Here is a 16,198-nt window from a genome sequence, read left to right as displayed (position 1 = left end):
AAGAGAGTCGTCTGGTCCAATTAGAGTTGCTTTATTTATATGAATCGCTTAAAGTATAAATAAGCTGACTCATGATTCCGTAGCTCAGCGGGAGAGCGCTTCGTTGACATCGAAGAGGTCGGTGGTTCAATCCCACTCGGAATCATACCGAGCCGGAACGCTCTAGACGTTCCGGCTTTTTCTTTTTGTAAAAATACATACGTATAAAAATGTCAAAAAGGAAGTGAAAAAATGACTGAGAAAGTAGCCTCATTAGTTGATGCAGATAAATTTTTCTTTTTTAAACAAGTATTAAATAACATAAATCTGGATATTTATAATGGTGAAATACTAGGCTTAATCGGACCAAGTGGTTCAGGAAAAACGACTTGTATTCGATGTTTGCTAGGTATGGAAGAATTGACAGAAGGTCAGTCTTACATTTTTGAACAAAAGATGCCACATCGAAAAACGATGAATAAAATTGGATATATGGGTCAAGAGACAGCCCTGTACGAAAGTTTAACAGCTCATGAAAACATGACCTTTTTCGGCAAGTTGAAAAAGTTAAAGGGCGAAGAACTAACTCATGAGATTGATAAAAACCTTGAACTTGTTGATTTAAGCGGTGCGCGTAATAAGATAGTGTCACAGTTTTCAGGAGGAATGAAACGACGTTTATCTTTGGCGATTACCTTACTTGGTCAGCCGGATATTATCGTCTTAGACGAACCGACTGTTGGAATTGACCCTAAGCTCAGGCGTTCAATTTGGGAACAATTGAGAAACTTACGAGACAGTGACAAAGCTTTAGTGATTACGACTCATGTTATGGCTGAAGCGGAACAATGTGATAAAATTGCGCTCTTAGTGAGTGGAGAAATCCATGATTATGGAACGCCTAAAGATTTAATGAATAAATATGAAGCGGCTTCTATCGAAGAAGTGTTCTTAAATCTGGAGGTGACAACATGACTAGATTATTAGCAATATCTAAAAAAGTCGCCTTAGAATTATTTCGTGATCAGAGAACCTTAGCACTCATGTTGCTTGCACCACTTGTAGTGATTACTCTGATGTATTTTATCTTCGATGTAAATAATGATATGGATGTCCGTATAGGCATGCCTGATACTATTGATGAGCAGTTTATAGAAAGCATGCCAGACGAAGTAGAAGTTGTGACTTATGCATTGAAACCGACCTTATCGACCTTACTTGATAATGATGATTTAGATGCATTTATAGATGTCAACGACAACGAATTTGTAGTGACCTATCATAATGAAGATCCATCACAAACGACAGCAGCCAAACAAATGATTCAAGCCACTGTTCAAAATGTGACGAGAGACTCAGCGAATGAGATGTTTGAATCAATGCCCGGTGATGCGACTATGCCGAATATGGATATTACAGAGAATTACTTATATGGAGATGAGGATAGTACCTTCTTCGATAAAATGTTCCCAATACTGATGGGCTTCTTTGTATTCTTTTTTGTCTTCCTAATTTCAGGGATGGCGCTTTTAAAAGAACGGACAATGGGAACCATGGAAAGAATGCTTGCGACTTCAGTGAAGAGAAGCGAAGTTGTTCTTGGTTATATGGGTGGTTATGGTGGCTATGCTATTATTCAGACCGTCATCATTGTGCTCTATTCTATCTACCTCTTAAACATGACGATTGAAGGTAGTATGGTATGGGTATTTGTAATAAGTATCTTACTTGCCATGGGCGCGCTTGTCATTGGAATGTTTATTTCGACATTTGCCAATACAGAATTTCAGATGGTGCAGTTTATCCCGTTGATTATTGTGCCGCAAATATTTTTCTCAGGAATTATCCCGCTAGATAATATTTCGGACTGGATTGCAGTCATTGGTTACGTATTTCCTTTAAGTTATGCTGGAGAGGCCTTAACTGAAGTGATGATTAAAGGTCATGGGTTCGCTCATATTTGGCAAGAGTTATTGGTATTAGTCGGCTTTATTGTGTTATTCACTTTACTGGATATCTTTGGCTTAAGAAAATATCGTAAAGTATAAAATAGGAGGCTTATATGATCAAGAAACTTCAAAGCGTCATGATTTATGTAGAAGATGTGGAAAAAAGCGAAAGTGTTTTGGACGGAGAAACTGGAATTTGTGGTTAAAGAAGAAATAGATTTGCCAGAATATTTTAAGGGCTATGTAATTGCTCCGGATGAGAGTGCGCAAACGACGATGACTTTGTTTTCAAAAGACTTTATAAAAAAGTATAGTCCAGAAGTGAGCTTAGGATTACCATCTTTGATGTTTGAAGTTGAAGAGATTGAGAAGCTTTATGAAGTGTGCAAAAATAACGGTGTAGAAGTTGGAGAGTTAGTAGAAATTCCAGGTGTGAAAACTTTCAACTTCCAAGATGGACAAGGAAATTACTTTGCTGTGAGTGAAGCGGTGGAGTAAGTGATTATAACCCTGCCAATGCGTGTCATTGGTGGGGTTTTAGTTTAAGGGGATGGATGTTAAATGGTAGAATTCAAAGAAATTACAGAAGATAATTTTGAAAAAGTGTTGAAGCTTAAAATTAGTGAAGAACAGGATAAAAACCGGTTTGTCGCACCGAATGTGAGATCCTTGGCAGATGCTTATTTATATAGAAATGCAGGTGATGTATTTCCATTCGCTGTAGAAGATGATGGTGAGGTTGTTGGGTTTATATTGTTAGATGAAGATGTTGAAGAAAAAGAATATATGATTTGGCGAATGATGGTTGATGAAAGATTCCAAGGTAGAGGGTATGGTAAAGATATTGTGAAAAAAGTGATTGAGCAATTTGAAGCGGATGAACGGTTTGATGTTTTAATTGCTGATTATGTAGTGGGTAATGAGCCGATGAAAAAGTTGTTGGAATCGTTAGGGTTTAAGGAAAAAGAATTTGATGAAAGTATAAATGAGTATGTGATGGAGTATAAATGATTTAATGACAAGATGTCTTTAAAACCATAAAGGGGAATTATATGGTTGAAATAAATAAGGTCTATGAAGAGTTTGAAAAAGTCGGTGTTAGTTTTAAAACAGAGATGAATAACAGTGATGTTAGCATAAGTTATGTCACAGTAATGGAATTACCAGAGAGAAAAAATTATTTTAAAAAGAATGGTATTGTATTAAGCACATTTCAGGCGTTTGAGAGTACAGAAGTAATTATCGACCAAATAGATTGGTTACAGAAACAAGGGATTGTAGCTATAGGATTTCATGAGTTATATCATAAAGTAATCCCTGATATTATAATAGAGCATTGTCAGAAGATAAAAATGTTATTGTTTAGTATTCCGTCTGATATGCCATATCACAAGTTACAAGATTCTTTTAATCAAATGGAGAACGAGAATTTTAATCTGAAAAGCTATGAAATATATAAATTAAATGACAAGATTTTAGAATCCATCTTGCAAGAGAAAGATGCAGGATACTTAATTAATCTCGTAGGAAACTACCTCAATGAAAATATCATATACTTGGATTTGAGTGAAGCGGTGGAGTAAGTAGTAGATAACCCACCAGTGCGATTGCATTGGTGGGTTGTTGTGTAAGTGGGAGATAAAGAAATAAGCCTAAATAATTTTGAAAGAACATTGAAGGTGACTTGAATATGAAAGAAAATTTATTAAATGCATATGAAAGAGGCTTTATTGATAAGTATACAAATAAAACGTCCCATTACCCTCCAGAATTAATTATTAATACCAATGGGAGAAACTTATTGTCTCCTCTGCTCGATGCGCTAGAGATATGTGAGGACTTTATTATATCGGTAGCATTCATTACTGAAGGTGGTTTAGCTACTTTAAAGACTGCACTTTATGAATTATCTCTCAGGGGGGTAAAAGGTAAAATTATTACATCTACATATTTAAATTTTAATAAACCTAAGGTTTTTAAGGAGTTATTAAAGATACCTAATATAGAGATTAGGATAACTGACCAAGTTGGCTTTCATGCAAAAGGATACATCTTTGAGAATAAATCTTACTCAACCATGTTTATTGGAAGCTCTAACCTTACTGATACAGCACTTAAGAAAAATTATGAGTACAATCTGAAATTGACCTCTTTAGATAACGGAGAAGTTATTCAGTATTTTAAATCACAGTTTTTTAAGTTGTGGGATTCATCGAAGATACTTGATGAAAATTGGATAAACAAATATGAAGTTATATATCTTGAAAATGCTAATGAAAACAAAATTTTGGAATTGTTAGAAACGCAAAATCCTTATCATAATGACAATAGAGATCTATCTAAAGAAATTACACCAAATATTATGCAAGAAGAAGCGCTGGATTCCTTAAAGAATTTAAGGGTATCTGGTGAAACTAAAGGATTGATAATATCTGCAACAGGCACTGGTAAAACCTTCTTGTCTGCGTTTGATGTGAAGAGATTTAAACCGAAAACTGTATTATTCATTGCTCACAGAGAACAGATACTAATAAAAACATTGAATGATTACCGTGATTTAATCGGTGGAGATCATAGTGACTATGGCATTTATAGTGGAAGTTCAAAGAAAGTGAATGCTAAATATATGTTTGCCACTATCCAAACTTTTAGTAAAAATAAAAATTTGGAACAATTTAGCAAAGATGCATTTGACTATATAGTAATTGATGAAGCGCATCGAAGTAGCGCCGAATCATATAAAAGAATTATAGATTACTTTGAACCTAAGTTTTTACTTGGAATGACAGCGACACCTGAACGTACTGATGGAAATGATATTTTTGCTTTATTTGATTTTAATATCGCATATGAGATTAGATTACAAAAAGCACTAGAAGCTGAGATGTTATCACCATTTCATTATTTTGGGGTTACAGACTATATAGTTGAAGGTAAGGTCATAAATGAAAAAAGTACATTATATCAGTTAGTCGATGAAGATAGAATAAATCACATTATTGATAAATTAAATTACTACTCTTACGAAGGAGAGATAGTAAGAGGGTTAATGTTTGTGTCTAGTAGAGAAGAAGCAATAAACTTATCTATCTCATTGAATGGTAGAGGATTTAAAACTAAAGCTTTAACGGGTCTCGATTCACAAGAAGAGAGAAATGAAGCTGTGAAAAATTTGGAAAGAGGGCAATTAGAATATCTGATCACTGTAGATATTTTTAATGAAGGAGTGGATATTCCTAGCGTGAATCAAGTAGTCATGCTGAGGCAAACGGAGTCTAGTATTATCTTTATTCAGCAACTAGGTAGAGGTTTACGTAAGCATAAAAATAAAAAATTTTTAACCGTAATTGATTTCATAGGTAATTACAAAAATAATTACTTGATACCTGTAGCTTTAACAGGAGATAAATCTTTTAATAAAGATTCTCTTAGAAGAGATGTAGTTGAAGGGAATTTAATAACAGGACAATCTACAATTAACTTTGAACATGTTGCAAAAGAACGTATTTATAAATCTATCTCTAAAGCTAAAGTTGATTCTCTTGCAAACTTGAAAAAGATGTATTTATACACAAAAGATAAAGTTGGGAGAATACCTACTCTAATGGATCTTTATCACGATAAAGATTCAATGGACCCTATGATTATTTTGAACAAGTACGATAATTATTTAGAATTTCTAATTAAAATAAAAGAAGTAACTAATTCTACAGAAAATGTTCATAATAAAATTTTAATGTTCATATCCAAAGAATTAACTGATGGTAAAAGATTAACTGAAATTTTACTATTGGAAGAGCTATTAGATGGACAAGTAAATAAATTTGAATTTCAGAAAAAAATTAGAGGACAAGGTTACTTTATGAATGACTCTACGATGAATTCTATTATCAGGATGCTTTGCTTAGAATTTTTTACTAAACAAAAAAAGAAAAAATATCAGTTTCCACTGATCAGAATAGATAGTGATGAGATAAGTTTAAGTGAAGAATTTAAAGAATCTATAAAAAATGAGGATTTTAGAAATCAAATTAATGATTTATTTAGTTTAGCTCATATAAATTCGAAATCTTATAATCAAAAAAACCAGCTAACATTATACGAGAAGTATAGTAGAGCAGATGTTTGTCGACTGCTTAATTGGGAGACTGATGAATCCAGTACAATCTATGGTTATAAAACCAAATATAATACTTCACCTATTTTTGTAAATTATCATAAAACTGAAGATGTAGACGAATCTGTTAGATATGAAGACATGTTTTTAGATACACATGTATTTCAGTGGTATACAAGAAAAGGTACTGATTTAAATTCTAAAATTAATAAAGATTTGTTAGAAGGTTATCAAACAAAAACTTCAACAATACATCTTTTTGTTAAGAGGGATGATGATGAAGGAGCATATCATTATTATGTAGGTGAAGTAGATATTGACATTGAATCAATGGAAAACACAATGATCGGTGCAAAAGATAATAAACATAAAGTTGCAAAAATGAATTTTATATTAAAAAATGCTATGGAATATAATATGTTTAGGTTTATAACAGGTAGTAAATAATGAGTATTAAACATCATAGAACAGATTGTAATTTTAAAAGGATGGGTAGCTACTCATCCTTTTTTCTAATTGACACAATTATCAGACAATGGTTTAATGTATTTTGTAAGCGTTTTATATTATTTTATGAGGTGAGAAATGGTATCTTCAAATGACGTTGCGAAAATGGCTGGTGTATCACAATCAACTGTTTCAAGAGTTATTAATCATCCAGAATCTGTTTCAAGAATAAAAAGAGAGCGTGTTGAAAGGGTGATGAAAGAATTAAATTATATTCCAAATTCTATTGCAAGATCTTTGATTAACAATAAAACAAATCAAATTTCTTTAATCTCTGGAACTCTAAATAACCCTTTCTTTGTTGAATCTACCAGAATAATAATCAACGCTGCTTATAAAAAAGGATATACAGTAAATGTGTTTTTTGAAGAAAATATACAGAAAGATGATTTGTATAAAACTGTTTTTAGTCAAAAAACAGAAGGTATAATTCTTTCTTCAATGTATTATGAAAGTGATTATTTAGATGAGATAGAGAAACTCGGTGTGCCATACATGATGTTCAACAGAAAGCATATTAGTGGAGGTAATTATGTTGAAATTGACAATTATCAGGCAGGCTACATGGGTGGAAAATATTTAGTTTCAAAAGGTCACAACAATATACACTTTTTTTCGGGAGAACTTGAAAAATCTACTTTTCTCGGACGATATAATGGCGTTTTTCAGGTAATGTCTGATTTAAATGTAAAATTTGAGAAATCAAATGTTTCTATTACTAAACAGAGACCTGAACTCATTGCTGAAGAGTTGGTTAAAGTGATGTCAAAAAGAAATCGGCCAAGTGCAATATTTGCAGCTACAGACATGATCGCCTTTACTCTACTTGATACTCTTCAAAAAATGGGCTACAAAACTCCAGAGGATATTGCAATTATTGGAATTGATAATACAGAAACCTTAAAACATAGTTCATTTAATCTAACTTCTATCGGTCCAGAAGGAGATGAACATTTAAGTGCAATTGCTATTGAACAGTTGATGAATATGATTGAAACAGAAAATTATGATGAATATCAAAAAACGATACCGTGTAAACTTTATGAACGGCGCACAGTTTAAAAGATTATTTGAATACGTATTCAAATAACGTCAAATTGATATGAGGTGAAAATGTGGACTATAAGAGTGTTCTTATCTCGGAAATCGAAAAATCTGCTAAATATAACTTGAATACGTATCCATTCAATTATTTAGGATCTTTAAACGATTTATATATTTATAATTTTAATGAACCAGCATTGGATGATGTTTTAATACGATCTCAAAAAGCTTATGAAAGTAATAGGCAATTATCGTCCTTTGAACGTTCAGAAATTCTTTTGGAGGCTGCTAGGTTATTAAGAATACACAAAAAAGAAATGTCTACAATTATAAGCTATGAGGCAAAGAAACCAATAAAATTTGCTGAACAAGAGGTTGAGCGCTCAATACAAACTTTAAAATTATCTGGTATTGAATCATCTAAATTAGAAGGAGAATATCTAAATTTAGATGTGGCTCCGAATGGAGCTGGAAGAGAAGCTTTTACTAAAATTGAAAGTTTGGGAGTAGTTTATGCTATGACACCTTTCAACTTTCCGTTGAATTTAGCAATTCACAAAATTGGCCCAGCTATTGCTGTAGGAAATTCTGTAATAGTTAAGCCCTCTGAAAAAACTCCTTTCTCAACATATTTTTTAAAATATTTATTAGAAGAATCAGGTTTACCTAAAGACTTAGTTCAAGTTGTCACGGGGGATGGAGAAAATATAACAGATACTTTGCTTAGATATAATGAAGTGAAAAAAGTTTCATTTACAGGCAGTGTTAGAGTTGGAAAACTCATAAAAAATAAAGTTGGTCTTAGAAAATTAACATTAGAGTTAGGAAGTACATCTCCTGTTTTTGTTTCGAAAAATAACACGATAAAAGATTTAGATGATATTGCAGAACAAATTGTAATCGGAGCTTTTTCTTATAATGGACAAGTGTGTATAAGTACCCAAAAAGTATATATAGATGATGAGATATATGAGACTCTATTGGAGAAAATAGTTACCAAAACAAAATCATTAAAATATGGTGACTTGTTCAATCATGAAACTGACTATTCAGATTTAATCGATCAACAAGCCAAAAACAGAATTTTACAATGGATTACTGAGACTAAAAATGATGGAGCAGTTGTAATTACAGGCGGTAACTCTTTTAATGGAGCAATTGAACCAACAGTGATTACAAATACAAATGACAATATGAAAATTTGTAGTGAAGAAATATTTGGTCCTCTAGTGGTCGTAGAAAACATAAAAAGTAAAAGCATTATTGAACTATTAAACAATAGTCAATATGGTTTGAATGTGGGGGTATTTACTTCTGATTTAACAGAAGCACTGAAACTTTCCAATGAGTTAGACTATGGCCAAGTTTTAATAAATGATGTTCCAACATTGAGATTTGATCACATGCCATATAATGGTCGACGCAATTCTGGATATGGAACCGAAGGTATAAAGTATGCGATCAAAGAAATGTCACAAATGAAGATGGTGAGTCTTAAGTATGAATAATAAAAAGTTTAATTTACCTATACTAGTTTCAGAGTGGAGAGTTATTTATAAACCTCTACCATTAATGAGCAAAAAAGGCTTAACTCATTTTTTAGCTACAGATTTAATCGAAACTTCTACATCGTTTAGTGATACGTGTCTAAGCGAGTATAAAACTGAAAAACATGAATATACCTTACCTGTTGATTTAGATTATTACATTGATGATTATGGCTGGAAGATGTTGAAAAATTATTATATGCATCAAAAAAAAAGCTGGAGTTATCCAGAAATCGAGAAAGTATCTGAGTATATTGTTTACTTGCCTTATGCTATTGAAGAGGAGAAGAATAAAATGTTTTTAGTGGAAGAATCCACAGGTATGAAAAAGAAAATTTCAAAGAAAAACAAATTATATGAACTATTACAAAGGGGATAAGTACATATGACTTTTCTATATATTATTTTGGCAGTTAATGCGGTAACTTGGCTCACCATGTATTTAATAATATTTAAAACACCATTGTTAGACGTAGACGAGGGGGATGAATAAATGGGAAGTGTAGTATTTTGGTCATGGGTTCTACTAATTGTATTTGTAGTTATGATGATGTTCTTTGGAGTAATGGGGATGAAGAGGACGCATAATAATGATGACTTTGCGACTGCTCGTTCAAGTTATGGACCTATTACAATTGCTTTAGTAATTGCAGCAGGAATTTCTAGTGGTTCTACCTTCATGGGAATGCCCGGGCTTGCATTTGATTTGGGTGCACCATCACTTTGGTATCCATTATTATATCCTGTAGCGACTGTTTTTGGGATGTTATTTTTCGCAAAAGCCATTAAAGACTACGGTGATAAATTAGGAACAAGAACTATTCCTGAATTTATTGGTAATAGATATAACAGTGATTTTTTAAGAGTAGTTTTAGCTATCATTTCCGCGTTACTTATATTCTATGTTATTTCGCAATTAGTTGCTGCTGCAACAATGTTCCAAATTATGATGGGTGTTGATTACAAGGTAGGCATATTAATTACAATTATAGTAATTGGTGCATACGTATTCATGGGGGGGTCACACTCTGATATTCTTACTGACGCTGTTCAGGGGATGTTAATGGTATTAATAGCAGTTGTTGTGGTCGCTTGTTTCATAACTGCATTTGGGACAGGCGGAGGTTTTGGAGAGATGATCCAGACAATTCAAGAAAGAAGACCGGAAGGACACTTTGGGAAATTATTTATTCCTGGAGATGAAACTTATGGTTCACTTTGGCTAGTGCTATTGCTTTTTATTGCCCATATACCATTTGCAATTCAACCGCATTTAGGGAATAAATTTATGGCAGTTAAATCTAGTCGTGATTTAAAGAAATTATTAATGTGGACCACAGTTTTTGCAACGATACTTCCACTTATGGGACTAGGTGGTATGTTAGCAATAGCAGTATTACCAGGAGATATAGACATTCGTCCAGATGCAGTCATTCCTACATTATTTACAGAATTGTTCCCACCATTTATAGCAGCATTTCTAGCTATAGCAGTTTTATCAGCGGTTATGTCAACATCAGATGGATTGGTAGTATCTTTAACTCAGTTAGTAGCTAATGATTTATTTAGACTTTCTATAGTGCCTAGACTTAACATATCTCAAAAGAAAGCAGAAAGAATTGAATTAAATATCAGTCGTGTAGGTACGCCTATAGTTTTAATTATTGCTGGATTAGTTGCACTAAACCCGCCTCAATACTTGTCAATATTCATGTGGATTGGTATAGGAGGAATTGTTTCTTCTACTGCTGGACCACTAGTTATTGGTTCACTTTGGAAACGAGCAAATAAAACATCTGCAATCATCTCATTATTAGTAGGTACAGCAGCTTATTGGATACTTTACCTACCATTTGGCTTTGATATATCTAATCCATTTGCAGCTGCGGGGCTTGGTGTAATTATTTCGATGGTTACAATGATTATTTCAGTGTTAATTACCACTAAGAAAAATGAAGATAATATTACTGAGGTACTAGAAAACAAGTAGGAGATGTTCATATGAAATTAATTTCGCCTAAATATATATACTATGGCTTAGATTCAACACAAAAAATCAATAATATAGTAGAAGAAATAAAAGCTAACAAAGTATATATACTTTGTGATCCAATATTAAAAGAAATAAATGCGATTGAAAAAATAGCCTCTATCTTGAAAGAAAGAAATATCAAATACGAAATATCTACAAATGTTATGGCTGAACCAACAGTAGAAAAAGGAAATGAGATAATTGAAGAAGTAAGAAATGTACAACCTGATTTGATTATAGGGCTAGGTGGTGGTAGCACTATGGATTTAGCAAAGGCTGCATCACTGATTGCACCTCAAAAGGGAAGTATTGAAAATTATTTAAATTTGACAGGAGATATGAAACTTGAAGATGTTAAAATTCCAAATATCCTCATGCCTTCGACGTCAGGAACTGGTGCAGAAGTAACTGATATTGCTGTCTTTTCTACTGGTGATAGTAAAGATGCAGTAACAGATCCGCATATGATTGCTAATTACGCAATAGCTGACCCATTTTATACGTATTCACTTCCTCCAAAAGTAGCAGCAGCAAGTGGTGTAGATGCTCTAACACACGCAATTGAAGCATATACTTCAATTGAATCTGGACCATTAACAGACAATTTAGCGTATGGAGCTATAGAGAAAATTCACAATAATATTCGAGAAGCAGTTTGGGATAAATCTAATGTAGAAGCCAAAAATGAACTTTCTTTAGGCAGTTTAATGGCGGGTATTAGCTTTTATAATGCTGGTGTCGCTGGTGTACATGCCTTAGCTTATCCTTTAGGCGGCAACTTTAAAATACCACATGGAGAATCTAATGCAGTTTTATTACCGTATGTATATGAAAAAATTATAAAATCATGCAGTACTAAACTCGCTAAATTAGCCCCGATTTTCAAAGTTGAAACAAGCAACAAAAATGAAATGGAAGTTTCTAAAATAATAACTAATAAGTTATTTGATTTAGTTGAAGAAGTAGGATTGCCAAAAACTCTTAAATACTATGGCATTACAGAAGAAGATATACAACTACTTACAGATAATGCATTGAAGCAAACTCGATTATTGGCGAGAAGTCCACTTGAATTAGGTCAAAATGAAATTGAAGAAATATATACTAATGCTTTACATGGAAAAAAATAAAAATAAAGGGGAAATAAGAATGGAAATTTTAAAGCAGGGAAAATCAGCAGCGGACATTAAAAGCGCAGATGATAAAGTTTCCGCTATTGTCAGCGAAACCTTGAAGAACATTGAAGAGGAGGGTGATAAAGCAGTTAAAGAGCTATCGGAGAAATTTGACAAGTGGTCACCGGAATCTTTTAAATTAAGTGAAGAGCAGATTCAAAAAGTTGTTGATCAAATAGATGATCAAACAAAATCTGATATTGCCTTTGCGCAAGCAAATATTAAAAAATTTGCCGAAGCACAAAAAAACTCTATAAATGACATTGAAGTTGAGATGGAACCCGGTATAATTTTAGGGCATAAAAATATTCCGGTAAATAGTGTGGGCTGTTACGTACCAGGAGGTAGATATCCTATGGTTGCAAGTGCACATATGAGTGTGTTAACTGCTAAAGTTGCAGGAGTAAAACGAGTTATTGCGTGCACACCACCAATAAATGGAGAAATACCTAAAGAAACGGTTTATGCAATGCATCAGGCTGGAGCCGATGAAATTTATATACTGGGTGGTATTCAAGCTATGGGAGCTATGGCACTTGGTACAGATACAATTGATAGTGTTGATATGATTGTTGGACCAGGAAATGCATTTGTAGCCGAAGCAAAACGACAACTATTTGGTAAAGTAGGTATTGATTTACTTGCTGGTCCCACAGAGGTTATGGTAATTGCAGATGAGACGAGTGATCCAGAGATGATTGCAACAGACTTAATAGGACAGATGGAACATGGTCCTACATCTCCAGGAGTACTCATTACCACTTCTAAAAAAATTGCTGAAACTACAATAGAGGAAATCAATAAACAGCTTAAGACTTTACCTACTGGTGAGGTTGCTAAACAATCATGGGATGAATATGGTCAGATAATTTTGGTGGATGACAATGAGGAAGCTTTAAAAGTAGCAGATGATCTGGCATATGAGCATGTTGAAATTTTAACTAAAGATGAAGACTTCTTTTTAGACAATATGACTAACTATGGCGCATTATTTGTCGGTCCAAGAACTAATGTTGCGTTTGGAGATAAAGTGATTGGAACTAATCATACTTTACCAACTAAGCAAGCAGCTAAATATACTGGTGGTTTATGGGTAGGTAAATTTATTAAAAACGTTACTTATCAAAGAATCACTTCGGATGAAAAAAGTGCAAAAATTGGTGAATATGCTGCACGACTTTGTCAGTTAGAAAACTTTGCCGGCCATGCAGAACAAGGATTGCTTCGAGTGCGTAAATATGGAAATAAATAATAACTATCTGACTGTTGAAATATTATTTTTCAACAGTCAGTTTTTTTAGAAAAGGAGGAAGTTATGTATTTCTCAGAATTGAAAGGTAAAGTAGTTATTGTGACTGGTGGAAATAAAGGAATAGGTAAAGAAATTGCATTAGAGTTTTCGAAATTGGGATCAAGTGTGATTATTTTAGGGAGAGATAGCAAAAGTTTGAAAGCTACAAAAAATTTATTAGATAAAAATAGCCATGGGAATTTATATTTTCAATTAGATATAAACAATATAAATAAGATAAATGAATGTATTGATGAGATTTTTGAAATATATAATAGGATAGATATTTTAGTTAATGATGCTGGTATAAATATAGCTAAAGAAGCATTTGAAGTTACTGAAGAGGATTGGGATAGTGTTTTGGATACAAATTTAAAATCTCTATTTTTTATATCTAAAGCTGTAGGAAAGAAAATGAAAATGACTGGTGGAGGAAAAATAATAAATATGGCTTCTCAGATGTCTTATGTTGGTTATGTGAAGAGAGCAGCTTATAGATCAAGTAAAGGGGCGTATTACAGTTAACTAAGGCACTAGCAGTTGAGTGGGCAAAGTATAAAATCAATGTGAACGCCGTTGCACCTACATTTGTAGAAACAAACTTAACGCAGAAAATGTTCAAAGATAAAGAATTCAAAAAAGATGTATATAGCAGAATTTTTTTTGAAGAATTACCTAAGCCTTCGGATATAGTTGGAGGAGTATTATATCTGGCTTCTGATTTATCAAAATTTGTTACAGGAGAAACAATTAAGATTGATGCAGGATGGACCGTGATGTAATAACTTCATGTGATGTTAAAGATTATTGAGTAGCTAAGAATATTTTCTAAGCTACTTTTTTTGTGTTAAAAAATCAGACTATTGAAAAAATAGTTAAAAAAATATTAATATAGTCATTGTAACTAATAAAGAACAATTGGTTCTAATTTAGAACCGAGGAGGATGGATATGAAAATTTCAACAGATATTGGTGGAACATTTACTGACTTAGTATTTCTAGATGAATATGGGAAAATGAAATTTTAAAAAACACACACCACATCTCTGTCATGCACCCCTAAAGTTGAACTCCAAAATACAACTTTAGGGGTGTTTTCTATGTCTGAAAAGTATTCAATAGAATTAAAATTAAAAATCATTAATGAGTATTTAACTGGTGATGATGGCTTCAGAATGTTAGGAGCCAAATATAATATCAGTCGCAGTTTAATCAGGACATGGGTCGATCAGTATAAAAATAATGGTGTTCAGGGCTTGACTGCTGGCATGACGAAATCAACTTACTCTAAGTCATTTAAGATAACAGTGCTACAACATCGTTTAGAACATCAGTTATCCTATAGAGAAACGGCTGAAATATTTGATATACCGAACTTTTCTCTCATAGCGCAGTGGCAGAGTAAATACAACCAATATGGTATTCTGGGTTTAGAAACTAAACTGAAAGGTAGGTCCTCTAAATCGATGAAACAGAATACATCTAAGCAAAAGCGAAAAAAATTAGAGACTTTGAATGAAACCGAACGTGAAGAGCTGGAACGCTTAAGAGTAGAAAATCGGAAACTTGAGGTCGCTATCGCCCTAGAAAAAAAGTTACAATCCTTAGCTCGAGACAAAAGAACAAAGAAATAGTCAGAGCGATAATAGAGTTAAGGGAAACAGGTCTCTATATGCTTAAAGAACTGCTTGAGACCGCAGGTATAGCAAAGAGTGTATTTAAGTGCTGGAATGATCGTTTACCTGAAGAAAATAGTAAGGATACTGAGATTGTTCAATCCATCAGGGATATTGTGAAAGACAGTCAAGGCAGATACGGTTACCGTCGGGTCTGCTTATCATTGAAAAACAGGGGTATCATTGTAAATCACAAGAAGGTATTACGCTTAATGCGACAGAATCAACTGCTTTGCGTAAAATTTAAACATAGAAATCGACAATATAAATCCTATAAAGGAAAAGTCGGTAAAATTGCTAAAAACAAACTGTCTCGTCGTTTCAAAACCGATCGCCCTTATCAAAAAGTATTGACTGATATCACTCAATTCAATATTTCAGCATCAGGAGAAAAACTTTACTTGTCACCATTTATGGATGTTTTTAGCGGAGAAATATTATCTTATCGAAGCAGTCGTGCACCGACACTAGATAACGCTATAATCCCTTTAAAAGAATTAATTGATCTGCGTCCCGAGTTAGACTATAGGATGACGGTTCATTCCGATCAAGGGTGGCACTATCAGCATAAAAAGTGGGTCAAATATCTTAAGACACATAAAACATTTCAAAGTATGTCTCGAAAAGGAAATTGTTTAGACAACGCATCCATGGAGAACTTCTTTGGGTTGCTTAAACAGGAAATGTTTTATGGACAACAGTTCGTAACATATAAAGAACTTGAATCTGCGATTCATCAATATATAGAGTTCTATAATCACGATAGAATTAAAACAAAATTAAAAGGCATGTCGCCTGTAAATTACAGGAAACATACCTTTAATTAAATAGCTTAATCAAAAAGTTCAACTTTTTGGGTTCACTACATATTCTTTTGAGTG

At 33.1% G+C, this 16,198-nt stretch carries 13 protein-coding genes, 1 tRNA gene and 2 pseudogenes; all 16 read left to right on the top strand.

Translation table 11 applies throughout. The features are described from left to right. The first annotated feature begins 73 nt into the window (after positions 1-73). The 16 genes and pseudogenes from JEOSCH030_RS03150 to JEOSCH030_RS03075 all read left to right on the top strand — a co-directional run bounded on the left by JEOSCH030_RS03150 (position 74) and on the right by JEOSCH030_RS03075 (position 16,144). Positions 74-145, top strand: a tRNA-Val gene (locus JEOSCH030_RS03150). Between the two features lie 86 nt (positions 146-231). Next, positions 232-954, top strand: a complete 723-nt coding sequence (locus JEOSCH030_RS03145; protein ID WP_185125167.1) for an ABC transporter ATP-binding protein — start codon at positions 232-234, stop codon at positions 952-954. Further along, positions 951-2,027 (top strand): ABC transporter permease, encoded by a 1,077-nt coding sequence (locus JEOSCH030_RS03140; protein WP_185125166.1) that lies wholly within the window; start codon positions 951-953, stop codon positions 2,025-2,027. The genes JEOSCH030_RS03145 and JEOSCH030_RS03140 overlap by 4 nt, the downstream gene beginning before the upstream one ends. A 17-nt stretch (positions 2,028-2,044) precedes the next feature. Further along, positions 2,045-2,426, top strand: a pseudogene (locus JEOSCH030_RS03135) (VOC family protein). 63 nt (positions 2,427-2,489) lie between these two features. Beyond that, positions 2,490-2,939, top strand: a complete 450-nt coding sequence (locus JEOSCH030_RS03130) for a GNAT family N-acetyltransferase (protein WP_185125165.1) — start codon at positions 2,490-2,492, stop codon at positions 2,937-2,939. Positions 2,940-2,980: 41 nt separating this feature from the next. Then, complete coding sequence (locus JEOSCH030_RS03125; protein WP_185125164.1) at positions 2,981-3,511, top strand: PucR family transcriptional regulator ligand-binding domain-containing protein; 531 nt, start codon at positions 2,981-2,983, stop codon at positions 3,509-3,511. Between the two features lie 107 nt (positions 3,512-3,618). Continuing rightward, positions 3,619-6,492: a DUF3427 domain-containing protein gene (locus JEOSCH030_RS03120; RefSeq protein WP_185125163.1), complete on the top strand. Its 2,874-nt coding sequence runs from the start codon at positions 3,619-3,621 to the stop codon at positions 6,490-6,492. A gap of 138 nt (positions 6,493-6,630) precedes the next feature. Beyond that, positions 6,631-7,614, top strand: coding sequence for a LacI family DNA-binding transcriptional regulator (locus tag JEOSCH030_RS03115; RefSeq protein WP_185125162.1), 984 nt, complete (start codon positions 6,631-6,633; stop codon positions 7,612-7,614). A gap of 53 nt (positions 7,615-7,667) precedes the next feature. After that, positions 7,668-9,104 carry an aldehyde dehydrogenase family protein gene (locus JEOSCH030_RS03110; protein WP_185125161.1) on the top strand — a complete coding sequence of 479 codons (1,437 nt, stop codon included), beginning with the start codon at positions 7,668-7,670 and terminating at the stop codon, positions 9,102-9,104. Then, positions 9,097-9,522: a hypothetical protein gene (locus JEOSCH030_RS03105; RefSeq protein ID WP_185125160.1), complete on the top strand. Its 426-nt coding sequence runs from the start codon at positions 9,097-9,099 to the stop codon at positions 9,520-9,522. The genes JEOSCH030_RS03110 and JEOSCH030_RS03105 overlap by 8 nt, the downstream gene beginning before the upstream one ends. Positions 9,523-9,714: 192 nt before the next feature. Next, positions 9,715-11,133: a sodium:solute symporter family protein gene (locus JEOSCH030_RS03100; protein WP_235962206.1), complete on the top strand. Its 1,419-nt coding sequence runs from the start codon at positions 9,715-9,717 to the stop codon at positions 11,131-11,133. Between the two features lie 11 nt (positions 11,134-11,144). Beyond that, positions 11,145-12,305, top strand: a complete 1,161-nt coding sequence (locus tag JEOSCH030_RS03095) for an iron-containing alcohol dehydrogenase (protein WP_185125158.1) — start codon at positions 11,145-11,147, stop codon at positions 12,303-12,305. 19 nt (positions 12,306-12,324) lie between these two features. Then, positions 12,325-13,602: a histidinol dehydrogenase gene (gene hisD / locus JEOSCH030_RS03090; protein WP_185125295.1), complete on the top strand. Its 1,278-nt coding sequence runs from the start codon at positions 12,325-12,327 to the stop codon at positions 13,600-13,602. 63 nt (positions 13,603-13,665) lie between these two features. Beyond that, positions 13,666-14,423 (top strand): annotated as a pseudogene (locus JEOSCH030_RS03085) (SDR family NAD(P)-dependent oxidoreductase). Positions 14,424-14,741: 318 nt separating this feature from the next. Then, on the top strand, positions 14,742-15,275 hold the full coding sequence (locus JEOSCH030_RS03080; RefSeq protein ID WP_185125157.1) for a helix-turn-helix domain-containing protein: 534 nt from the start codon (positions 14,742-14,744) through the stop codon (positions 15,273-15,275). Between the two features lie 38 nt (positions 15,276-15,313). Further along, positions 15,314-16,144, top strand: a complete 831-nt coding sequence (locus JEOSCH030_RS03075; protein WP_235962205.1) for an IS3 family transposase — start codon at positions 15,314-15,316, stop codon at positions 16,142-16,144. The last annotated feature ends 54 nt before the right edge of the window (positions 16,145-16,198 follow it).

The organism is Jeotgalicoccus meleagridis, from assembly GCF_903994045.1.
GTDB classification, from domain to species: domain Bacteria; phylum Bacillota; class Bacilli; order Staphylococcales; family Salinicoccaceae; genus Jeotgalicoccus; species Jeotgalicoccus meleagridis.
The sequence above is the reverse complement of the archived record's forward strand: the minus strand, read 5'-3'. Positions and strand labels throughout refer to the sequence as shown.